Annotated in this window: 21 protein-coding genes; 11 read left to right on the top strand and 10 right to left on the bottom strand. The window is 73.7% G+C overall.

What is annotated here, in order from left to right; genetic code table 11:
• Positions 1-53: 53 nt before the first annotated feature.
• From ABD343_RS18775 to ABD343_RS18785, 3 genes are all read right to left on the bottom strand, one after another.
• The gene (locus ABD343_RS18775) at positions 54-233 is read right to left on the bottom strand and encodes a DUF397 domain-containing protein (protein WP_344529609.1); all 180 of its coding nucleotides are present in this window, start codon (positions 231-233) and stop codon (positions 54-56) included.
• Positions 230-1,006, bottom strand: coding sequence for a helix-turn-helix domain-containing protein (locus tag ABD343_RS18780; protein ID WP_344529611.1), 777 nt, complete (start codon positions 1,004-1,006; stop codon positions 230-232). Before ABD343_RS18780 ends, ABD343_RS18775 begins: the two co-directional genes overlap by 4 nt.
• 216 nt (positions 1,007-1,222) lie before the next feature.
• Positions 1,223-2,143 (bottom strand): LysR family transcriptional regulator, encoded by a 921-nt coding sequence (locus tag ABD343_RS18785; RefSeq protein ID WP_344529613.1) that lies wholly within the window; start codon positions 2,141-2,143, stop codon positions 1,223-1,225.
• A gap of 114 nt (positions 2,144-2,257) precedes the next feature.
• Here ABD343_RS18785 and ABD343_RS18790 point away from each other — a divergent pair, with 114 nt between their 5' ends.
• A complete protein-coding gene (locus tag ABD343_RS18790) occupies positions 2,258-3,193 on the top strand; it encodes a dihydrodipicolinate synthase family protein (RefSeq protein WP_344529615.1) in 936 nt (311 codons plus the stop codon).
• Positions 3,194-3,619: 426 nt separating this feature from the next.
• Here the strand turns inward: ABD343_RS18790 and ABD343_RS18795 are convergent, their stop codons facing one another.
• Positions 3,620-5,155, bottom strand: coding sequence for an alpha/beta hydrolase (locus tag ABD343_RS18795; protein WP_344529617.1), 1,536 nt, complete (start codon positions 5,153-5,155; stop codon positions 3,620-3,622).
• A 224-nt stretch (positions 5,156-5,379) separates the two neighbouring features.
• Between ABD343_RS18795 and ABD343_RS18800 the strand changes: the two genes are divergently transcribed.
• The 5 genes from ABD343_RS18800 (at position 5,380) to ABD343_RS18820 (ending at position 9,088) form a co-directional block, all read left to right on the top strand.
• Positions 5,380-6,213, top strand: a complete 834-nt coding sequence (locus tag ABD343_RS18800; RefSeq protein ID WP_344529966.1) for a helix-turn-helix domain-containing protein — start codon at positions 5,380-5,382, stop codon at positions 6,211-6,213.
• Positions 6,210-6,488 carry a DUF397 domain-containing protein gene (locus ABD343_RS18805; RefSeq protein WP_344529619.1) on the top strand — a complete coding sequence of 93 codons (279 nt, stop codon included), beginning with the start codon at positions 6,210-6,212 and terminating at the stop codon, positions 6,486-6,488. Before ABD343_RS18800 ends, ABD343_RS18805 begins: the two co-directional genes overlap by 4 nt.
• 67 nt (positions 6,489-6,555) lie before the next feature.
• On the top strand, positions 6,556-6,729 hold the full coding sequence (locus ABD343_RS18810; RefSeq protein WP_425578225.1) for a hypothetical protein: 174 nt from the start codon (positions 6,556-6,558) through the stop codon (positions 6,727-6,729).
• 117 nt (positions 6,730-6,846) lie between these two features.
• Positions 6,847-7,134: an SAM-dependent methyltransferase gene (locus ABD343_RS18815; RefSeq protein WP_344529970.1), complete on the top strand. Its 288-nt coding sequence runs from the start codon at positions 6,847-6,849 to the stop codon at positions 7,132-7,134.
• A gap of 124 nt (positions 7,135-7,258) precedes the next feature.
• The gene (locus ABD343_RS18820) at positions 7,259-9,088 is read left to right on the top strand and encodes a bifunctional metallophosphatase/5'-nucleotidase (RefSeq protein ID WP_344529621.1); all 1,830 of its coding nucleotides are present in this window, start codon (positions 7,259-7,261) and stop codon (positions 9,086-9,088) included.
• Here the strand turns inward: ABD343_RS18820 and ABD343_RS18825 are convergent.
• Positions 9,075-9,719: a TetR family transcriptional regulator gene (locus tag ABD343_RS18825; RefSeq protein ID WP_344529623.1), complete on the bottom strand. Its 645-nt coding sequence runs from the start codon at positions 9,717-9,719 to the stop codon at positions 9,075-9,077. The two genes, ABD343_RS18820 and ABD343_RS18825, sit on opposite strands and share 14 nt — an antisense overlap.
• Before the next feature lie 109 nt (positions 9,720-9,828).
• Between ABD343_RS18825 and ABD343_RS18830 the strand changes: the two genes are divergently transcribed.
• A complete protein-coding gene (locus tag ABD343_RS18830; protein WP_344529625.1) occupies positions 9,829-11,268 on the top strand; it encodes a DHA2 family efflux MFS transporter permease subunit in 1,440 nt (479 codons plus the stop codon).
• 131 nt (positions 11,269-11,399) lie between these two features.
• Here the strand turns inward: ABD343_RS18830 and ABD343_RS18835 are convergent, their stop codons facing one another.
• A complete protein-coding gene (locus tag ABD343_RS18835) occupies positions 11,400-12,188 on the bottom strand; it encodes an SAM-dependent methyltransferase (RefSeq protein WP_344529627.1) in 789 nt (262 codons plus the stop codon).
• A gap of 197 nt (positions 12,189-12,385) precedes the next feature.
• Here ABD343_RS18835 and ABD343_RS18840 point away from each other — a divergent pair, with 197 nt between their 5' ends.
• From ABD343_RS18840 to ABD343_RS18850, 3 genes are all read left to right on the top strand, one after another.
• On the top strand, positions 12,386-13,423 hold the full coding sequence (locus ABD343_RS18840) for a baeRF2 domain-containing protein (protein WP_344529629.1): 1,038 nt from the start codon (positions 12,386-12,388) through the stop codon (positions 13,421-13,423).
• A gap of 63 nt (positions 13,424-13,486) precedes the next feature.
• Complete coding sequence (locus ABD343_RS18845) at positions 13,487-13,819, top strand: DEAD/DEAH box helicase (RefSeq protein ID WP_344529631.1); 333 nt, start codon at positions 13,487-13,489, stop codon at positions 13,817-13,819.
• Between the two features lie 83 nt (positions 13,820-13,902).
• Positions 13,903-15,303 carry an NADP-dependent succinic semialdehyde dehydrogenase gene (locus ABD343_RS18850; protein ID WP_344529633.1) on the top strand — a complete coding sequence of 467 codons (1,401 nt, stop codon included), beginning with the start codon at positions 13,903-13,905 and terminating at the stop codon, positions 15,301-15,303.
• On the opposite strand, the gene ABD343_RS18855 is transcribed toward ABD343_RS18850, so the two are convergent.
• Positions 15,269-15,997, bottom strand: a complete 729-nt coding sequence (locus ABD343_RS18855) for a 2OG-Fe(II) oxygenase family protein (RefSeq protein WP_344529635.1) — start codon at positions 15,995-15,997, stop codon at positions 15,269-15,271. The two genes, ABD343_RS18850 and ABD343_RS18855, sit on opposite strands and share 35 nt — an antisense overlap.
• Positions 15,998-16,326: 329 nt before the next feature.
• Here ABD343_RS18855 and ABD343_RS18860 point away from each other — a divergent pair, with 329 nt between their 5' ends.
• Positions 16,327-17,616, top strand: coding sequence for a cytochrome P450 (locus ABD343_RS18860; protein WP_344529637.1), 1,290 nt, complete (start codon positions 16,327-16,329; stop codon positions 17,614-17,616).
• Between the two features lie 19 nt (positions 17,617-17,635).
• Here the strand turns inward: ABD343_RS18860 and otr(A) are convergent, their stop codons facing one another.
• From otr(A) to ABD343_RS18875, 3 genes are all read right to left on the bottom strand, one after another.
• Entirely contained in the window at positions 17,636-19,537 is a 1,902-nt protein-coding gene (otr(A), locus tag ABD343_RS18865; RefSeq protein WP_344529639.1) for a tetracycline resistance ribosomal protection protein Otr(A), read from the bottom strand.
• Positions 19,538-19,838: 301 nt separating this feature from the next.
• Entirely contained in the window at positions 19,839-21,023 is a 1,185-nt protein-coding gene (locus tag ABD343_RS18870) for a sensor histidine kinase (protein ID WP_344529641.1), read from the bottom strand.
• A 58-nt stretch (positions 21,024-21,081) separates the two neighbouring features.
• On the bottom strand, positions 21,082-21,735 hold the full coding sequence (locus ABD343_RS18875) for a response regulator transcription factor (RefSeq protein WP_344529643.1): 654 nt from the start codon (positions 21,733-21,735) through the stop codon (positions 21,082-21,084).
• Positions 21,736-21,772 lie beyond the last annotated feature (37 nt).

Here is a 21,772-nt window from a genome sequence, read left to right on the forward strand (position 1 = left end):
CCGGACCGGGGCCGGTGCCCCGCCGGAGTGGGAGCCGCTCCCCGTACGGGTATTTACGGGGCCTTGGTATGGTCCAGGAAGTTCGCCCAGGCCTCCTGGGAAACCGTCAGAATTCCCCTGCCGTGGTCCTTGGTGTCTCGGACGAGGACGACCGGAAAACTGTCCGCCACCTCGACGCACGTATTGTCACTCGACGCGCTGTGACTGGACTTGTGCCAGTTCGGCTCGTTCACGGGTAGTGCTCCTCTAGTACCTGCCGAATCAGGGCCGCCGACGTCGAGGGATCCAACGCGTTGGCCTGCAGCCGATCGTAGAGCGCCGAGTATCGCGCAACCTCCTCCGGCTCCTCCATGTATTTGCCGGAGTGGATTCCTTCGGTGTACGCGACCTTCTCGCCGTTGCGGAACGAGAGGAGTGTCATGCTTCCGCCCAGAACGGCGGGGTCGGTGTTCGCGAAAGGCAGCATTTGAACGTGGACGCGTTCAAACGACCCGACTTCCAGCAGCCGGAGCAACTGCGCGCGCATCACGCCCGGTCCGCCGATGACGTTCCGGATGGCGGCCTCGCCGAGGACGATCCACAGCCACGGCGGCCGCTCCTGGTCGAGCACCGACTGCCGCTCCATCCGGGCCCTCAGGGCGGAATCGACGTCCCGCTCGTGCAGCACCTGACCTGCGGAGAGCATCGCCCTGGCGTACTCCTCCGTCTGGAGGAGCCCCGGGACGGCCTGCCCGCACTCGTGGATCGCGCTCGCCTCCGCCTGCCTCCGCAGGAACGTCGAGGCCCAGTCCTCGTACGGCTGCTGTTCCAGAAAGGGGAGCAGTTCCAGAAGCTGGCCTTCCGCCTGGAGCGCCTCGTCGAGTGCCGCCGCCATCACGGGGGTCGGCGGGTCGGTGCCCAGCTCGATCTTCGCTATGCGCGTGTTCGACGCGTGAACCGTGAATCCGAGTTCCGCCTGCGTCCATCCCCTGGCCTCCCGGAGGCGCCGCACCTTGGAGCCCAGCAAGGAGGCGACGGACGCGGTCGGATCGAGCTTTCGCGGCGCTGGCATAAGCCCCAAGCCCCAATTCCCGGTATCAGCATTCAAACAGTCGCTACTGGTGAGCGTAGAGCCCACCTCCGAAGCTGGTAACCGGTACGACGCGGACACGGGATCCGGGACGCGCTGGAGGGGAGGCGTTCCGGATCCCGCCCCCGGCCGCCGGGCTCGCGCGGGACGCCGTCAGGAGCGAGCCGGGCCGGGGCGCTCCGGAGGCTGAGGCCGGGCGGCCCGCTTCAGGGCCGTGGTGAAGGCCGCGACCGCCGGGTGACGGCCGCCGCCGCTGCGGTACGCGACGGAGATCCGGCGGCGCAGCGGCACCGGCGTCAGCCGCACCTCCTCCGGCAGGTCGATCACGCCCAGGCGGGGCACGAGCGCGACGCCCTGGCCCGCGGCGACGAGCGCGAGAACCGTCGGGTACTCGTCCACGAAGTGCCGCACGCGGGGGCGGAATCCGGCCGCCTCGCAGGCCCGTACGGCCATCGAGTGGCACAGCGTGCCCCGCTTGCCCATGATCCAGGACGCGTCGCGGCGGGCGAGCAGCGGATCGCGCCCCGGCGGCGGGGGCGTACGGTCCAGCTCGGCCAGATAGACCTGCTCCTCCATCACCGCCTCGGTCTCCAGACCCGGCAGGGGATCGCCGGGCACGAGGTCGTACTCGTGCACCAGCACCACGTCCAGGTCCCCGGCGCGCAGGGCCTCGGGGACGTCGGCGGCGTCGACCTCCTCGACCGTGGGCTCCAGGTCGGGCCAGACCCGGGCGAGGGTCGTCAGCGCGGCGGGCAGCAGCGCACGGGCCGCCGTCGGGAACGCGCCGATGAGCAGCGGCCCCGCCAGGCCCTCGCGGGTGGCGGCGAGTTCGGCGGAGGCCCGCTCCAGCCGTTCGAGCAGCGCCTCGGCGTGCCGGGCGAGGCCCTCGCCCGCGGGCGTGAGCGTCACGCGGCGCCCGGTGCGCTCCAGGAGGGGCACACCGGCCTCGCGTTCCAGCACCGCGAGCTGCTGCGAGACGGCGGACGGGGAGAACGCGAGCGCCTCGGCGACGGCGGCGATGGTGCCGCGCAGGGCCAGCTCGCGCAGCAGGCGCAGGCGTCGTATGTCGAGCATCGGCCCAGCGTACGGCCGTGACGCGGCCCCGCGCTCCCGAGCATCGGTTCTTCTTACGCTCGGCCGTGGAAACGTGAACTGGACCCGGACAGCGGGCGGCGGCACGCTTCCCGTATGACGACTTCGGCACCGCTGGGGCCTCCCGAAGGCATCCACGTCCCCCTCATCACCCCGTTCACCGACGACGACCGCGTGGCCGTGGACGCGCTCGCCGCCCTCGCGCGCTCCCTCCTCGACGCGGGCGCGGCCGGCCTGGTGGCGCTCGGCACCACGGGCGAGCCGTCCGTGCTGTCCGCCGCCGAGCGGCGCGCGGTCGTCGAGGTGTGCGCCGAGGTGTGCCGCGAGCGCGGCGCCACGCTCACGGTCGGCGTCGGGTCGAACGACACGCGGGGCACGGCGGAGGAGCTGCGCGCGCTGCGGGAGTCCACGCCGGAGGCGGGGTTCGCGCTGGTGCCCGTGCCGCCGTACACGCGGCCGTCGCAGGACGGCGTCGTCGCCCACTTCACCCACCTGTCCGCGCACAGCCCGGTGCCGCTGCTCGTGTACGACATCCCGTACCGCACCGGGCTCGCCCTCGCCCCCGCCACGCTGCGGCGGCTCGCCGCGCTGCCCATGGTGGCCGGGACCAAGCGCGCCGTCGGCTCGCTCGACGCGACGAGCGTGGACCTGCTGGCCGATCCGCCGCCGGACTTCACGGTGCTGGGCGGCGACGATCTGTACGCCTCGCCGATGATGGCGCTCGGCGCGGCGGGCGGCATCCTCGCCTCCGCGCACCTGTGCACCGGGCTGTGGGCCGGGCTGGCCGCCGCGTGGCGGGACGGCGACGCCGTACGGGCGCGGGCGGCGGGCCGCCTCCTCACGCCGCTCGCCGCCGCGCTGTTCGCCGAGCCGAATCCTGCGGTGGCCAAGGCCGTACTCCACGCGCGGGGTCTCATCCCTACCCCGGCGGTCCGGCTCCCCCTCCTCCCGGCGAGCCCCGGCGCGACGGCCTCCGCGCTGGAGCGGCTCGCCGCAGCGGAGTCCGTCCACATCCCGGCGCACCTCGGCTGAACGAACTCCTCCGGATGAGAAGGCGCCCCGTTAGTCGCGCGGGCGCGCGGCGACAAGACTCCGGGGCCTGCCCCTCCAGGGGCGCGGGGCTGTCTTCAATGTGCGGCTCCGCCGCGCGGGCGCGGGCGCGCGGTGCAGGGCTTTGGGGCTTGCCCCTTTAGGGGCGCGGGGAACTGCGCGACCGGCCACGACGCGCCCGCAGCCCGCGAAGCACACAGCGGGGCAGCCCCTGCGCGGCCCCCTAGCGCGCGCACCCGGCGAAGAGGGCTGCGCTTGCCAACCCTGCTCCCCCGAGCTCTTCGAGCAGGGGGTACCCCCAGTGGCAGACTTCCCAAGCTTCGCGGAGGCGAGAAGCAGAGGCCTGCTCCGTCGGGGGCGCGCAGACTTCCCAAGCTTCGCGGGGGGAGAGAGAAGCAGACGTACCCGTCAGTCCTTCTCGCAGGAGGGGTTTGTCGAGGGGAGGCGGCCTGTGGCCAGGTAGGCATTGACATGGTGGTCGACGCACGCGTTGCCGTACAGCCCGTAGACACCGTGGACGCGGGCGTCGAGCGTGAGGAGGCGGGAGCGCGGCATCGCATGGTGGAGGCCGACGCCGTTGGCGTAGGTCGTGCGGGGGTCACCCGTGGCCTGGACGATGAGGCCCGGCACATCGTTCCCGGCCCGCACCGGCCGCTCGACCGGCTCGTTCGGCCAAAAGGCACACGGGCTCGTCGCGTTGAAGACGGGCCCGAAGAGCGGGGCGCGGCCCCTGCTCTCCTCGACGTTGCGCCGGTACCAGGACAGGTCGCGCGGCGCGGCGCCGTCGCCGCAGATGAGGGCGAGCTGGAGGGAGTTCTGGATGTCGGACTCCTCGTCCGGCGGCCCGAACGCGTACCGCAGGTCCTCCGTCGGCTCGACGTCCCGCCCGCGCGCGGCGTCGTACAGCAGACGTACGTTCTTCGCGGCGTTCGCGAACTCGCGGTCGTCGGAGAGAAGCGTGGCCAGGGCGAGCGGCACCTTCTGGCCGTCGGCGGTGTACGGGCCGACCCGGAACGGCTCGCGCGCGGCCTGCCGGGCGATGCCCTCGACGGTGGCGCGCACCTTCGCGGCCGTACGGCCGAGGCCGTACTCAGCATGACGGCGCGCGGTCCACGCCGACCAGGCGCCCAGCATCTCCTCGTTCGCGACGTCCGGGTCGCGGAAGGCCTGGACGTGCCACCTGCGCGGGTCTATCGCGCTGTCGAGCAGCAGCCGGTCGACGCGCGAGGGGAACATGCGCGCGTAGGCGGCACCGAGGTAGGTGCCGTACGAGATCCCGAAGTACGAGGTCTTCCGCTCCCCCAGCACGGCACGCAGCACGTCCATGTCGCGGGCGGTGTTGCGGGTGGTGAAGTGCCGCAGGTACGGCACCTCGCGGCCGTAGACGCGCTGGCAGCTCCGTACGAGTTCGCGCTGGGTGCGGGCGTGGGCGCGGAATCCGGCCCCGTCGTACCCGGCCGAGCGCAGCCAGTGGCCGCTGGTGCGGCAGCGCAGCGGGCTGCTGCGGCCGACGCCGCGCGGGTCCATGCCGATCAGGTCGAAGCGGGCGGCGAGCTTCTCGCCCATCGCGGGCTCGTCCATGAGCGGCATGTCGAGGGAGATGCCGCCGGGGCCGCCGGAGTTGTGCATCAGGAGGCCGATGCGGTGCGCGGTGTCCTTGGCCTTGATGCGGGAGAAGCCGAGGGTGAGGGTGCGGCCGTCCGGGTCGCGGTAGTCGAGCGGCACCTCGATGGTGGCGCAGCGGGCACCGGCCTCGTCGAGTTCTTTGTGCCCGCACTTCTCCCAGCGCGGGTTCTGCTCGGTGAAGCGCTGGAGGGAACGGTCAGGGGGCGCGTCGGCGCGCGCGGCGGGGCCCGGAAGGACGGCGAACGCGGCGGCGACGGCGAGCGCCCCGGCGACCGCGGCCCTGCCCACGCTGATGGTCCTGGTCATGGTCCTGGTCATGAGCCACCAGGCTCCCGGGAACCGGCCCCGGCCACCATCCGGCCGGCCCCCGGCGAAGGGTAGAGCCAACTGGGTGGCGTGAAATTTTCACTCGGCGATCTTCACCCTGTCGTCGTCATCAATTCCCTGGCACACTCTGGGCTTTGAGTGACAGTCAGGGAGGTGACGTTCTCGTGGGGCGTCCGGTCCAGTCCGGTCCCGGCAGCACTCCGTCCGTGCTGCGCATGGTCCTCGCCAAGCGTCTGCGGGAGCGGCGCGAGCAGGCGGGGGTGTCGCAGGAGGAGGCCGCCGAGGCGCTCGACGTGAGCTTCGCGACCGTATGGCGGATGGAGGGCGCCAAGACGAGCCTGCGCACGCTCTATCTGAAGGAGCTGCTGCGCCACTACGAGGCCTCGGACGACGAGATCGAGGAGTTCGTCCGGCTCGCCAAGCAGGCCGAGGAGCCGGGGTGGTGGAACGCGTTCCGGGAGGCGCTGCCCGACTGGTTCGGGGTCTATCTGAGCCTGGAGACCGAGGCGCGGATGATCGCCGCGTACGAGCCGCACTACGTGTCGGGGCTCGTGCAGACCGAGGAGTACGCGCGGGCGACGCTCCGCGTCGGCTTCCCGCACGAGTCGGAGGAGCAGCTCGACCGGCGCGTGGAGCTGCGGCTGCGGCGGCAGCGGGTCCTGGAGCGCGAGAACCCGCCCACGCTGTGGCTGGTCCTCGACGAGACGGCGCTGCGCCGCGTGGTCGGCGGGCCCGAGGTGATGCGGCGGCAGATCGACGCGCTGCTGGACGCCATGGACCGCGAGCATGTCGCGCTGCGCGTCGTCCCCTTCTCCGTCGGCCCGCACCCGGGCACGGGCGGGCACTACAGCTATCTCCGGTTCGCGGAGCCGGAGATCCCCGACACGGTCTACGTCGAGAGCCTCTCCAGCGCCCAGTACTTCCAGGAGCGGTCCGACATCGAGCCGTATCTGGACGCCCACACCACCATGGCGGCAATGGCGTCCGAGGCCCTGCCGGACCTCCGGCAATGGCTGCACCACCTGCGCAAGGAGTACGAGAACGCATGACGCCGCACGTGACGAACGGCATGCCCGCCGAGGCCCTCGGCCGTACGGGCTGGCACAAGCCCTGGAGCGGGCCCAACGGCGGCACCTGTCTGGAGGTCAAGAGGCTGCCGGGGCGCCGGGTGGCGCTGCGTCAGTCCGCCGACGCGGCGAGCCCGGCCCTGATCTGCCCGCTGGACGGCTTCGCCGCGTTCATCGAGGCCGTGAAGGACGGCCAGGCCGACTTCCTGCTCACCCCGCCGTCCACGCCGACGGCCTCGGCCGAAGGCGCACGATGACGAGTTCCGGCCCCGCCCCCGTATAGACACCGGCCGCCCGCACGGCGCCCGGGTCTACGACTTCCTGCTGGGCGGCAAGACCTGGTTCGCGGTCGACGAGGCGGCGGGCACCGACCTGCTCTCGGTACTGCCGACCGCGCGCGTCACGCACGCGTGTCGCCGAGGTGTGCGGGCGCCCCGCAAAGCACAGGGATTGCGCCCCGAAGGGGCGCGGGGAACTGCGCGCCCAGCCACCATGTAGGCAGAGCCCGCGATCCACGTACAGGGGCAGCCCCTACCCGGCACCAACCCTCGCGGTACGTGGACGACGCCCCCGTACAGAACGTCAAGCGGCCCGCCGGGAGCATCGCCGTACGAGATCGTCGAGCGGCTGCGGGACGCGTTGCCGCCCGGGAGATTCCTGGCCCTCTCCCACTGCACCGCGGACTTCGACGCGGAGGCGATGGAGCGGGCCGTGCGCGTGTACCACGAGCGGGGGATGCGGACGCAGGTGCGCGACGGGGATCAGGTGCGGCGGTTCTTCGGGGACTTCGAGCTGATCGAGCCGGGCCTGGTGATGCCGCACGAGTGGCGGCCCGGCCCGGAATCGGCGGTGCTGACCCCGGCCGAGTCGTCGTTCTACGCGGGGGTCGCCCGCAAGGCGTGAGGCGTGGTCCGGGATCCACTCCTGCGAGTGGATCTCGGGGCTTTCGACGGTCGCAGGTGCGGTCGGCGGGCGATTTCTCCGTACGCTCCGCCCGCACTCTTCTGTCGACCGTGAAAGGACTCCCGTGCACGGAGCCTCACCACGCCCCCGTTCCCGGCGCGGCCTCGCCGCCCTCGGGATCGGCGCGGCGTTCGCTCTCGTCCCCGCCCTCACCCCGGCCGCGGCGTCGCCCGCCGCGCCCGCGGCATCCGCCGCGCCGGGCGACGGCCGGGCGACGCCCGTCCAACTCCTCGCCGTCAACGACCTGCACGGCAATCTCGACGCGGTGGAGGGCCCCGCGGGCAGCGTCACCCGCACCGGGTCCGACGGCAAGCCGGAGACGGTGCAGGCCGGCGGCGTGCCGCGGCTCGCCACGCTGCTCGACCGCTCGCGCGCCGACGCGCGCGCGAAGTCCCGCGCCACGCAGTCCCTGACGGTCGCCGCCGGGGACATGATCGGCGGCAGCCCGCTGCTGTCGGCGGCGTTCCACGACGAGCCGACCGTCGAGGCGCTGGAGACGATGGGGCTCGACGTGTCCTCCGTCGGCAACCACGAGTTCGACGAGGGCCCGGACGAGCTGCTGCGCATGCGGCGCGGCGGCTGCCACCCCAAGGACGGCTGCGCGGTGGAGGGGAAGCGGTACGACGGCACGTCCTTCCCGTATCTCGCGGCGAACGTGCACCGGAAGAAGGACCCGGCGGACAAGCCGCTGCTGCCGCCGTACTGGGTGAAGAAGCTGCCGAACGGCGAGCGGATCGGCTTCATCGGCCTCACGACGAAGGACACCCCGAGCGCCGTGTCCCGCTCGATGACCGAGGACCTCTCCTTCGAGGACGAGGTCCGCACCATCGACCGTTACGCGGAGGCCCTCGACCGCAGGGGCGTCAAGGCCGTCGTCACGCTGCTGCACGAGGGCGGCGACCGCGCGGGCAAGGAGTACGACGCGGACTGCGACGCGAAGGGCCCGGCCAGCGAACTGACGGGCCGGATCAAGGGCATCGCGAGCAAGGCCAGCCCGAAGGTGGACCTCTTCGTCAGCGGGCACTCGCACGAGCCGTACGTGTGCACGGTGAAGGACCCGGCGGGGCAGCCCCGCAAGGTCACGCAGGCCGCGTCGTTCGGCCGGACGTACACCGATCTGCGGCTCTCGCTGGACCGGGAGGGCGAGGTCGTCCGCCGTTCCGTCTCGGCCCGCAACCATGTCGTCACCCGCGACACCCCGGCGCACCCGGCCGTCTCGCGGGTGGTGGAGAAGTGGCGCGACCGCTCGGCGAAGCTGGCGAACGAGCCGGTCGGCCATGTCGCCGCGGACATCCCGGGGCGCGGCTCGGACGCGCTGGAGACGCCGCTCGGCGACGTGCTCACCGACGGCCAGGTGGAGGCCACGCGCGGGGCGGGGGCCGATCTCGCGCTGCTCAACTGGGGCGGCATGCGCGCCGACCTGGTCCACAAGGCCTCGGGGCAGGAGGGCGACGGGGTCGTGACGTACGGCGAGGCCTTCCAGGTGCAGCCCTTCGACAACCCCCTGGTCACCATGACGCTCACCGGTGAGCAGCTCGTCCAGGTGCTGCGCGAGCAGTTCTCGGGCGAGAACGAGAACTCGACGTACCCGCAGGTGCTCCAGCTCTCCGACGCGCTGCGCTACGAGGCGGACCTCTCCCGCAAGGGCGCCGCCCGGCTGCTGGACGGCACGGTGCGCGTCAAGGGGAAGCCGGTGGACCCGAACGGGAAGTACCGGGTCACGGTGAACGACTTCCTGGCCCAGGGCGGCAACGGCTTCCCGACGCTGCGCGAGGGCACCGAGCGGGTGAACTCCGGGCGCGACCTGGGGGCGTTCGTGGACTACCTCAAGAAGAACACCTCGCCGACGCGGCCGCTCGCCCGTCCCGAGGCGAACCGGATCACCTTCCGCTGACCCCCGCGTCACGCGCGGGACGTACGTCACGCGAGGAGCCCGTCCCGCCCGGCACCCGGGCGGGGCGGGCTCCGTACGTGGGGGCCTCCGCGGCGGGCAGGCCGCGCAGCATCGTGTCGAGGAAGACGTCGAAGCGGACCGGCGCGTCGCCGAGCAGCCGCTGCTCCTGGGCGCCGAGCCAGGTGACGAGCGAGGTCCCGAAGACGTACCAGCTCTGCTCGGCGGCCTCCGGCTCCGCGCCGCCCGCGGCGAACGCGGAGACGACGGCGTCCCGCATCTTCCCGAAGCCCCGGGTGTGGCGGTGGGGGCGGGACACCCGGGTCGCGTAGCCGGGGCAGGCGAGGAACTCGTCGTGCGCGGCCCAGGAGAGCCGGGCCAGCCACTCGCGCCAGTTCTCCGGGGTGGGCGGGTCCCCGGGGACGATGCGGTCGATCATCGTCTCGCTGATCAGGTCGATGACGCCCTCGCGGCCCTTCACCCAGCGGTAGAGCGCCGAGTGCGCCACACCCAGGCGCCCGGCCAGCTCCCGCATCGAGAGGGACTCCAGATCGCCGGAGGCGAGCGCCGCCTCGACGATCGCCTCGCGGCTCAGCCGCGCGGGCGGACCGGGGCGTTTGCCGGGACCAGACATGACCCGGACTTTACCCGGGCGCGGCAGTGACCACCGGTCTCTATTGAGTTAGGCTCACCTTACTTCGCTCGTGCTCCGAGCGTGTCCGAGACCGGGAGAGAGGTGTGCCGTGCCCGCGGAAGCGACGGGAACGAGGACAGGGGCCGAGCGCGTTCGGCGCGGGGCCGCCGGGGGCGTCTCCTCTTCGGCGCCGCCCGGGCTGCTGCTCCTGCTGGCGTGCGGGGCGATGTTCCTCGTCGTCCTCGACGCGACGATCGTCTCCGTCGCCCTCCCCGCCATCGGGGCCGAACTCGGCCTCGCCGGGGGCGCGCTGGGCTGGGTGGTGAACGCGTACACCCTCACCTTCGCGGGCTTCCTCCTCCTCGGCGGGCGCCTCGCCGACCTGTACGGGACCCGCGCCGTGCTCGTCTCGGGGCTCGCGGTCTTCACCCTCGCGAACCTCTGGTCGGGCGCCGCCGGGGACCCCGCGCAGCTCGTCGTGGCCCGCGCGGTCCAGGGCGTCGGCGGCGCGCTGCTGATGCCCGCCACGCTCACCGTCGTCCACCAGGCGTACGCGGATCCCGTGCGGCGCACCCGGGCGCTGGGGCTGTGGAGCATGGTCGGCGCGGTCGGCGCCGCCGCCGGGACGGTCGCGGGCGGGATCCTCACCGACGCGCTCGGCTGGCGCTGGGTGTTCTGGGTGAAGGTCCCGGTCGGCCTCGCGGTGGCCCTCGGCGGCTGGGCGGTGCTGCCGAGGCGCGCCCCGGGTGCCGGATCCGGTCCGCGCCGCCCGGTGGACGTCGTCGGGGCGCTGCTCGTGACGGCCGGGCTCGCGGCGCTCGTCTACGGCGTGGTCACGGTCCGTACGCCCGGCGCGCTCGGCACGGCCCTGGGCGCCCTCGCGGGGGCCGTGGTGCTGCTCGCCGTCTTCGTGCTGCACCAGGGGCGCTGGACGCGGTCCCCGCTGATGCCGCTGCGGATCTTCACGTACCGCGCGGTGAGCAGCGCGAACGTGGTCATCTTCGGGCTCGGCGTCGCGTATCTGGCCAGCCCCGTGCTGCTCGCGCTCTACCTCCAGCGGATCCTGCGCTACAGCCCCACACAGGCCGGATTCGCCTTCCTGCCCGCCGCGTTCGCGGTGATGCTCGGCGCGCAGGCGGCCGGGCGGCTCACCCCGCGCTGGGGCCCGCGCCGCGCGGCGGTCGCCGGGACGGCGGTCACGGCGGCGGGCTTCCTCTGGCTCGCCCTGGCCGACGCGCACAGCGCGTTCGTCCCGGACATCGCGCTGCCGTCGGTGGTCTTCGGCCTGGGCGCCGGCTTCACGTTCACGCCGCTGACGGTCGCGGCCACGGGCGGCGTCGATCCCTCCCTGACCGGCCTCGCCTCGGGCCTCCTCAACACCACCCGGCAGGTCGCCACGGCCCTCGGCATCGCCCTGCTCTCGACACTCGCGGACGGCGTGGGCGGCGCGGGCGGCTACCAGCTCGCGTTCCTGGTCTCGGGCGCGACGGTGGCCCTGTCATCGCTGACGGCCCTGCTCTGGATGCCGCGCCACACAGGCTCCGCCTAGGGGCGCGGGGAACTGCGCGACAAACCACGGCGAGACCCGCACCCTGCAACGCACCGCAAGGGGCACCCCCTCAACAGCCCACCGGGAACGGCACGAAGCACCGAGGCCGAGGGCAAGGCACGCGGGAGCTCCTACGGCTTGCGGGCCACCGCCCCGAAGTCGTCTATCAGCGGCGGTTCCCCGAAGGGCGAAGGCTCCGGGCGCCAGCGGGAGACGGAGACGAGGCCGGGGTCCAGCATCTCCAAGCCGTCGAAGAAACGGGCGAGTTCGGCGGGGGAACGGTTGACGCGCGGGTTGTCGCCCGCCTCGTTCCACTGCCGGATCATCTCGCGCATCGCCGCCGGGTCCACGACCTCCGTGTCGTCGCACAGCACCAGGAAGCTGCCCGGGGCCAGCGGGGCGAGGAGCCGTCCCACCAGGTCGTACGCGCTGTCGTCGGTGATGTGCGCGGTGATGCCGAGGAGGATCAGCGCGACGGGCTCCGCGAGGTCCAGCGTCCCCGCCGCGCCCTCCAGGATCGCCTCCGGGGCCCGCAGATCGGCTTCCAGATACTGGGTGACGCCCTCGGGCGTGCTGGTCAGCAGGGCACGGGCGTGGGTCAGGACGAGAGGGTCGTGGTCGACGTAGACGATCCGCGCGTCGGGCGCGACGCGCTGGGCGACCTCGTGGGTGTTGTCGACGGTGGGCAGGCCCGTGCCGACGTCGAGGAACTGCCGTACGCCGTGCTCCTCCGCGAGGCAGCGCACCGCGCGGCAGAGGAACGCGCGCTGGACGCGGGCGATGTCGACGATGTGGGGGTTGGCGGCGGCGATCTCGTCGCCGACGAGGCGGTCCACCGCGTAGTTGTCCCGGCCGCCGAGCCAGTGGTTCCAGATGCGCGCCGAGTGCGGCACCGAGCTGTCGATCCCGCCCGTTTCCATCCCCGCCCCTCCTCGCCGTAGGTATGACCGCACACACCGTAGCCCCCTGGTTCAGCGGGGCACTATCGGGTAACCGGGCGGGACGAGGTCATGGTGTCCCGGCGTGGCGCGGGCCGCGCGGGGCCGGGACACTGGGGGGTGTGACCGCCGCCCCCGAGGGGGCGGGCCCGAACGACCCGTATGGATTGGGGCAGGTCATGGACTTGAGCGCACTGAAACGCGTCTACGCCCGCGAGGGCCCCTTCGCCACCGTGTATCTGGAAGGACGCTCGCCCGGCGAGGACGCGGAGAAGCAGACCCGGCTCCGCTGGCGGGCGCTGCGCGAGCGGCTGGAGCGCGAGCGCGCCCCCGTCGCGGCGCTGGACGCCGCCGAGGAGGCCCTCTCCCGTACGCGTCCCGGCGAGGAGCAGACCTCCGGCCGGACGCTGGTGACCACGGCGGACGGCACGGTCGCCTTCGACGCCGCCTGGGACGCGGCGCTCGGCCGGGGCGACGCGGCGCACTGGGACCCGCTGCCGGTGCTCGGCCCGTTCGTCCGCGAGGCGGCCCGCGCGGTGCGCGTGCTGCTGGTCGTCGCCGACCAGGAGTCCGCGCGCCTGCACCACCTGGTGGTCGCCGAGGAGCACGAGCCGGCGGAGCTGGCGCGCGGGAGCGTCGAGGGCAGCGCCGTGGAGAGCCCGCACCATGTGCGGGAGGGCGGGCTGTCGCACCGCCGTATCCAGCGCCGCGCCGACGAGGCCGTCGCGCAGAACGCGAAGGAGGCCGCCGAGGCCGTCGGCGAGCACCTGCACCGGTTCGCGCCGGACGTGCTGGTCCTCGCGGGCGCGGTCCAGGGCCGCACGGCGCTGCGCGAGCGGCTTCCCGCCGAGGCCGGCGAACTGCTGGTGGAGACCGGCAGGGGCGGCGACGAGCCGGGCTCCTGGGAGGCGCTCTGCGACGAGGTCCTGCGGATCGCGGGCGAGCACAGCGCCCGTACAGCGGAGGACGCCGCGGCGCGGCTGTCCGAGGGCCTGGCGCACGAGCGCGGGGTCAGCGGCCACACCGGCACGCTGCACGCCGTCGAGGTGGGCGCGCTGGAGACGCTGCTGTTCGAGGACGGCGCCGCGGCGAAGAACGAGGGGGAACTGCTGCGGTCGGCGGCACGGACCGACGCGTCGTTCGCCCTGGTCCCCGCCGGGACGGGCGTCGAGGACGGCGTCGCCGGGGTCCTGCGGTTCGCGCCGATCCCCATGTGACGGCCCGGGTCCGCGCCCGGCGCGGGCGCCGCCGACGGCATCACAGATCCGAGGAGCGGAACGATGTCGAAGCACGAACACAGGGAGAAGAGGGAACGCGGGGGGACGAGGGAACGCGGGGCGCACGGCGAGCGCCGCCCGCAGCAGCCCCACGACCCGAACGTACGGAGCGAGCACGGCGGCATGCCGCTGCGGCCCGACGACGACGCGCTGGCCCGCAGGGCCGAGGCCGAGCGCGCCGCCGCGGGCCTCGGTCCCGCGGGCCGGGCCCGCGACCAGGTGCCGCCCGCCGCGGACGCGGCCCCGTCCGGCCGCGCCGGGGACGAGCTGGGACCCGACCAGTTGAAGGCCCGGCGCGGCAGGCGGCCGTATCCCCCGACCCGTTACGAGCCCTGACCACGCGCGACCCGCGCGGCCCGGCAACCCGCGACCCGCGACCCGCGACCCGCGACCCGCAATCAGCTACTGGAGGTTCCGCCATGCCCATCGCCACGGTGAACCCCGCGGACGGCAAGACGCTGCGCACGTTCGACCCCCTCTCCGACGAGGAGATCGAACGGCGCCTCGCCGCCGCCGACGCGGCGTTCCGCACCTACCGCACGACCGGCTTCGAGGAGCGGGCGCGGCTGCTGAACGCGGCCGCGGACAAGCTGGAGCGCGAGGCCGACGACATCGCGCGCACCATGACCACCGAGATGGGCAAGCCCCTCGCCGCCGCGAAGGCCGAGGCGGCGAAGTGCGTGAAGGCGATGCGCTGGTACGCCGCGCACGCCGAGCGGCTGCTCGCCGACGAGCGTCCCGACGAGGACGACGTACGGGACTCGGGCGCCGAGTCCGCGAAGGTCCACTACCGGCCGCTGGGCCCGGTGCTCGCGGTGATGCCGTGGAACTTCCCGCTGTGGCAGGTCGTGCGGTTCGCCGCGCCCGCGCTGATGGCGGGCAACGTGGGCCTGCTCAAGCACGCCTCGAACGTGCCGCAGACCGCGCTGTATCTGGAGGACCTGTTCCGCTCGGCGGGCTTCCCCGAGGGCTGCTTCCAGACGCTGCTCGTGCCCTCCGGCGCGATCGAGGGCATCCTGCGCGACGACCGCGTGGTCGCCGCCACCCTGACGGGAAGCGAACCCGCGGGCCGGTCGGTGGCGTCCATCGCCGGGGACGAGATCAAGCCGACCGTCCTGGAGCTGGGCGGCAGCGACCCGTACCTCGTCATGCCCTCGGCCGACGTCGACGCGGCGGCCCGTACGGCGGTCACGGCGCGGGTGCAGAACAACGGCCAGTCGTGCATCGCCGCCAAGCGGTTCATCGTCCACGAGGACGTCTACGAGGAGTTCGCCGGGAAGTTCACCGACGGGATGCGGGCGCTGCGCGTCGGCGACCCGATGGAGGACTCCACGGACGTGGGCCCGCTCTCCAGCGAGCAGGGCCGCGCCGACCTGGAGGAGCTGGTCGACGACGCGCTGCGCAAGGGCGCCGAACCGCTGTGCGGCGCGCAGCGTCCCGAGGGCTTCGACCACGGCTGGTACTACGCGCCGACCGTGCTGACCGACGTGACCGACACGATGCGCATCCATCGCGAGGAGGCGTTCGGCCCGGTCGCCACGCTCTACCGGGTCCCGGACCTGGACGCGGCGGTGGAGCTGGCCAACGACACGCCCTTCGGGCTGAGTTCGAACCTCTGGACACACGACGAGTCCGATGTCGAGCGCTGCGTCCGCGACCTGGAGGCGGGCGGCGTCTTCGTCAACGGCATGACCGCCTCCCACCCGGCCCTCCCCTTCGGCGGCGTCAAGCGCTCCGGCTACGGCCGCGAGCTGGCCGCCGAGGGCATCCGCGCGTTCTGCAACGTCACGACGGTCTGGCGGGGCCCGGCCCGGCACTGACCGGCTCCTCCCGCAGCTCCGGGTAGATCTCCCCCGTGTAGTCGCCCGCGATCTGGCGCATGGGGCCGGCGGCGTGGGATTCGGGCCGGAAATGCCACCAGTTGACGGTGACCGTCAGCCGTAGCCCGCCGTCGGCCCCGCCCGGGGGATGCGGGGCGTCCTTCCCCAGCACGTCCTCACGGCTCGCGACGGCGTGCCACCGCGTGCCCGGGAACATGGCGAACATATTGGCCCGGGGAAAGACGAATTCCCGGTCGGGCGCCGCGAGGTCCGGCTCTCCGGTGAAGACCGTCAGCGCGCCGTCGTCGACCGAGGTCAGATAGAAGACGCTGCTCAGCAGCGGGTTCTCGAACTCGCCGGTGGCGGGATTCCGGCCCACGTCGTGGTGCGCGCCGAAGGCGAAATTGGCGCTGTAGGGCGGGGCGAGCCGGCCCAGCCACCATTCGGTGCCCGCCAGGCCGGCCTCCACGGAAGCCGGGACGAGGGGCCGGAGAGCGGCGTCGATCACTTTCTCCACGGCATTCCCGGGCGCGCTCTCCTTCGCGTACCAGAATGTCGTGTGGTACGAACTCGCCCCGTCGAGCCGCTCGGGTTCCGTGGCCCTTTCCACGGCGTTTCTGAGCCGGTCCGCCTCGCCGTCCGGGAGTACCTCGTCGACGGTTCTGATCAACGTGGCGCCGGTGATCCAATTCATGGAACCCCTTCCAGGCATGACTTCCCGTGCTCAACTTCCGTTTCAGAACGCAGTGTTGACCGCACGTATGCCTTTGGGCAAGACTCTCACCGTCCCTCTCATCTGCCCCAAAAGGGCAACGGATAAGGAGGTTTGTCATGGCCAAGCGCACGTACTTCGCCATCGCGCACAAGCTCGGCTTCGTTCAGAAGGGCGTCAGCGGGTACTACCCGTGGCCCTGGGCCGAGAAGAAGTGACGTAGGACCTCTTTGCCGTCGGGCTGGTTCGCGCGCGGGCCGGCCCGACGATCTGCGCCGGGCGGAACGGGAGCGGAACGGGAGAGGCGACGTATGAGCGGCGGCACGAACACCGAGGCGGAAGCGGACGGCGCACAGCGGACACGGCGGCCCCCGTCGACCGGCCACTCACCCGCCCGCATGGTGGAGGCGTACGAGCGCGACCGCCTCACCCATCTGCGCACGGCCGTCGAGCGGCACGGCCCGGTGGTCGAACTCTCCCCCGGCACCGTGCTCGTGACCGACCCGGAAGCCGCCCACGACGTGCTGCGGCGCACCAACACGGACTTCCTGACCGCCGCCAACCTCATGCTGGAGGACATGGAGACCCGGAAAGGGGATCCGGTCCTCGAAGAGTGGATGGACGGGCGGCGGCGCATGCAGGCCGCCATGGCCACCGATCTGTTCACCGACCACCGGCGGTGGCTCGCGGAACAGACCCGCGAACTCGCCGCCCGCTGGGCCCGGCAGGGCGAGGTCCGTACCGCTGTCGACGATCTGGAGCGCATGATGGGGCGCTCCTTCGTCCGCTTCTGGTTCGGCACCCGCACCGTGCCGCAGATCTCCGACGCGGTGAGCACGCTGCTCAAGGCCCTCCTGCCGATCGTGGCGAGCCCCTTCCGGTTCCCCGCGCCCGTCCGCAAGGTGATGCCGCGCTACGCCCGCGCGCACCGGGCCAGACGCCGCCTCGTGGACGGCATCCGCGAGGCCGTCGCGGCCCCCGGCACCGGAGGCCTGGTCGACAAGCTGGTCGCGGCCGGGACGCCGCACGAGCTGCTGGTCCGCATGCTCGTCTCCAACGGCATCGCCTCCTACGGCGTCCCGGCGGCGGCCCTGTCCTGGTCGATGACCGAGCTGGCCCGCCATCCGGACGTCGCCGGGGAGACCGCCGAGGCCGTACGGGCCCTCGGCCGCGACGACGAGGCGCCCGACGAGGTGCGCCACGTCCTCGACGAGTCGCTGCGGCTGTGGCCGCCCACCTGGCTGCTGTTCCGCAACGCGCGCGGCGAGCAGAGCTGCGGCGAGTGGCGGCTGCCCGCCGACTGCGCCGTCATGGTCTCCCCGTACGTCATCCACCGCACGGCGGACTGCTACGAGGACCCCGACGTCTTCCGCCCGGCGCGCTGGCGCGACCTGACCCCGGAACGCGGGGCGTTCCTCCCCTTCGGGGCGGGCCCCCGCATGTGCGTGGGGGCCCGGCTGGCGCGCGCCGAACTGGAGACCGTACTGGCCCAGTTGACGGCCGGTCTCGACCTCGGCCTGCCCGGCCCGCACCCCCCGAAGCCGGACGTCCAGCGCATCATGACCCCGACGGACCCGGTCTTCACGGCGCGCCGCCGCTGACGGGCGGCCCTGTCCCGGTTCAGGGCTCCTCCCCCGCCCGTACCGGGCGGTCGCCCGAGGGGTGGGAGAGCCAGACCCCCTCGCCGCGCGTGAGGCCCGGGAGGGCGAGTTCCGCGTCCCGTACGCGCCGGGAGGGGAGCGAGCCCGTGAGGATCCAGTGCGTCTCGCCGCCCGCCGTGTCCGTCAGCTCCGCGCCGAGCGCGGTGAGGCGGGAGGTGACGGGCGCGAGCGCGTCGAGGGGGATCTCGGCCTCGAAGGCGTGGCAGGGCTCGTGGACGCGGGTGCCCGCGCGGGCCAGGGCGCGGGCGAGGACGCGCCGGGTGACGCCGCGGAAGTCGCCCGCGGTGCTCACCGGGGAGGCGTAGCCCGACCGTACGAGCGTCACCCGGCAGTCGGTCACCGGCCAGCCGTGCGGGCCCTCGTCGAGCGCGGCGTGCACCGTGTCCTCGATGGCCTGGTGGAACGCCCGGGGCAGCGCCCCGAGTTCGGTCTCGTACGCGAAGGCCCGGCCGGTGCCGCGCACCCCCGGTCCGACGCGCAGCCCGACCGTCGCCCACAGCCCCGTATGGTCGTGGCGCTGGATCTCCTCGTACGCCTCGCCCGTGCCGGAGGGGCGTTCCAGGCAGACCGTGCGGCTGGGCGCGAACGCGGCCTCGATGCCGTGCGCGTCGGCGAGCGTGGCGGCGAGGACCTGCTTCTGCACCTCGCCGTACAGAAGCAGCGAGGTGCCGCCGCCCGGCGCGGGCCGCGCGTGGATCAGCGGGTCCTGCGCGGCGAGCGAGAGCAGCGCGGCGCGCAGCCGCGCCCCCTGCTCCGGGTCCTTCGGGGTGACGACGGTCTCCAGGGTGGGCGGCGCGAAGCGCGCGGCACGGTCGCCGGGTTCGCCCAGCCGGTCCCCGACGCGGAGGCCGGGCACCCCGCGCAGCACGCCGATGCCGCCCGCGCGCAGTGTCCGCGCAGCGCCGTCGCCCGGGCCCCCGACGACGTCCAGCGCGGTGACGCGGCCCGGCACCCGGCTCGTCCGCCCGTCGGGCTCCCGGCGCAGGAAGGCCAGGCGCCGCCGGGGCGCCACCTCGCCCTCGTACAGCCGCAGATACGCGCCCTCGGGCCGCACCGCGAAGACCGTGCCGCGCGGCGGAGCCGAGGCGTCGCCCGGGACGCCCGGAACGCCCGGCCCACGCGGGACGAGCCGGGTGAGCGCCTCGACGAGCGCGCCCACGCCCTCGCCGCTGAGCGCGGAGCCCTGCAGGACGGGATGCGCCGAGCCGTCTGCGGTACGGGCGGCGAGCGCGGCGCGCAGCTCGTCCGCGCCGGGCGGCGGCCCGTCGACGACGCGCGCGAGCACCTCGTCGTCGGCCTCGGCCAGCGCCTCCGCCGTACGGCCGTCGAGCGGCAGCGGGACGGCGCGCGCCCCGGGCGTCCCCACATCGTGCACCTCGGTCAGCGGCACCGGGCACGGCGTCAGCCGGCGGCGGATCTCGGCCAGGAGCGCGTCGTCGCGGGCGCCCGCGCGGTCGATCTTGTTGAGGAAGAGCAGGGTGGGCAGCCGCATCCTGCGCAGTGTCCGCATCAGCACACGGGTCTGCGCCTGGACGCCCTCCACGGAGGAGAGCAGCAGGACGGCGCCGTCGAGCACCTCCAGGGCGCGCTCGACCTCGGCGATGAAGTCCGAGTGGCCGGGGGTGTCGATCAGGTTGACCTGGACGTCGCCCACGGTGAAGGAGGCGACGGCGGAGCGGATGGTGATGCCGCGCTGCCGCTCGATCTCCCCCGTGTCCGTACGGGTGTCGCCCGCGTCGACGCTGCCGAGGCGGTCGATGACGCCCGTGTCGAAGAGGAGCCGCTCGGTGAGGCTGGTCTTCCCCGCGTCAACGTGCGCGAGGATCCCGATGTTCAGGGTGGTGGAAGGGCTGGAGTGCATGGGAGGCCGTGTCCTCGAAAACTGTCGTCCGGCTGGTGAGCTGGGAAGTTCCGAGGCTTCGGCGCATCGCGGGGGCACTCCTGAGGGTGGACGTCGGGTGGGCCTCGCGGAAACGCGAGACGGCCCCCCATCCTCCCCACCCCGCTCCTCCGCGCAACCGAATTTCTCCGGCCCGGAGAGGAGGGACCGAGCACGGGGCGCACCCCGCGCAAGGGAAGCAGGCCCCAAAGGGGCGCGGGGAACTGCGCGCCCGGCCACGACGCGGGCCGCAGCCGACAACGCACCCGCCAGGGGCACCCCCTTAGTCAGCCGTACGAGAGAACGCGACCGTCACCGCGAGCCCACCCTCAGGCCCCGGCACCGCCCGGACCCGCGCCCCGTGGGCCCGGGCTATCGCCGCGACGATGGAGAGGCCCAGTCCATGCCCCTCGGGGGCGGCGGCGCGGGACTCGTCCAGTCGCTGGAACGGTTGGAAGAGGGCCGGGATCCGCTGGGCCGGAATGGCCGGACCGCTGTTCGCGACGTGGAGCAGGGCATTCCCCTCCGAGGTCCCCGTATGCACGTGGATCCAGCCGTCCGGCGGGGTGTACCGGCGGGCGTTCTCGACGAGGTTGGCGGCGAGCCGTGCGACGAGGTCCGCGTCCCCGTACGTACGAGCACGGGCCAGGCCCGTACCCACGGCGGGGCCGGGCGCCAGGCCCCGCAGCACCTCGCCGGTGACCTCGGCGAGGTCGAGCGGCGCGCGGCGGTCCAGGTCGAGGCCCCGCTCGCCGCTGGCCAGCGTGAGGAGGGCCTCGATGAGCCGCTCCTGGCTCTCCCCCGCCGCCAGGACGCGCCCGCAGACCTCGCGCAGCGCCCGGACGTCGGGGTCGGGTTCGGCGAGGGCGACCTCGATCGTGGCGCGCTGGAGGGTGAGGGGGGTGCGCAGCTCGTGCGAGGCGTTGGCGACGAAGCGGCGCTGGGCCTCGAACGCCGCGTCGAGACGGGCCAGCAGGCCGTCGAACGTGTCGCCGAGGTCCTTCAGTTCGTCGGCGGGCCCGGAGACCGCCAGCCGCTCGTGGAGGTTGCGCTCGGAGATGCTGCGGGCCTTGTCCGCCATGAGCCGTACGGGCCGCAGCACGCGTCCGGCGACGAGCCAGCCCAGCGCCACCGAGAGCGCCGTCATGCAGGCGAGCGCGATGCCGGACTGGGTCAGCAGGGAGCGCAGCGCGGCGTGGTGCTGCTCGGTCGCGATGTGCTGGATCTGGCCGAGGAACGCGTCCGTCGGTATGTCCGTCGCCCCCGGCACGTCTCCCCCGCCGGGGCTTCCGCCGACGCCTCCTCCGGAGCCCTCGCCGGGGCGGCGTGCGGAGATCTTGGTGGCCTTGTTCGCCGGGCTGCGGGCGACCAGGAAGTACGTGAAGCCCAGCAGGGCCATGCCGGAGACGAGGAAGAGGGACCCGTAGAGCAGCGTGAGCCGCATCCGCGCCGACCAGCGGTGCCACACCCGGGGTCCCGGCGCCCCCCGGCCCCGCGCCCCCGGTTCCGGCGGCGCGGGCGCGGGCTCAGATGCGGTAGCCCGCATGGGGCACCGTCTCGATCACGGGCGGCTCGCCCAGCTTGCGGCGGAGCCTGCTGACGGTGACCTTCACCGTGTTGGTGAACGGGTCGGCGGCCTGGTCCCAGGCGCGCTCCAGCAGCTCCTCGGAGGAGACGACGGCGCCCTGCGCGGCCAGCAGCAGCTCCAGCACGGCCAGTTCCTTCGGCGACAGGTCGAGCCGCCGCCCGCCGCGCCGGGCCACCCGCTGCGCGGGGATCACGCTGAGGTCGCCCCGGGTGAGGACGGGCGGCACGGCGGGCTGAGTGCGCCGCGCCAGCGCCCGTACGCGCGCGATCAGCTCGGCGAAGGCGAACGGCTTCGCGAGATAGTCGTCCGCGCCCAGGCCGAGCCCGTCGACGCGGTCGGCGATGGTGGACGCGGCGGTGAGCATGAGGACCCGCGCCCGCGCCCCGTTCCTGGCCAGCTCCGCGCAGACCGTGTCGCCGTGCACCCGGGGCAGGTCGCGGTCGAGCACGATCACGTCGTAGTCGTGCACGGCCGCCTCTTCCAGGGCCTGTTCGCCGTCGAAGGCGAGATCGACCGCCATGCCGTCCCGGCGCAGGCCCGTGGCCACCGTCTCGGCCAGTTCCCTGTGGTCCTCCACGATCAGCACACGCATGCGCTCAGCGTGCCGAAGAGGGCATAACAGCGGCGTA

The organism is Streptomyces albiaxialis (genome assembly GCF_039530985.1).
GTDB lineage: Bacteria > Actinomycetota > Actinomycetes > Streptomycetales > Streptomycetaceae > Streptomyces > Streptomyces albiaxialis.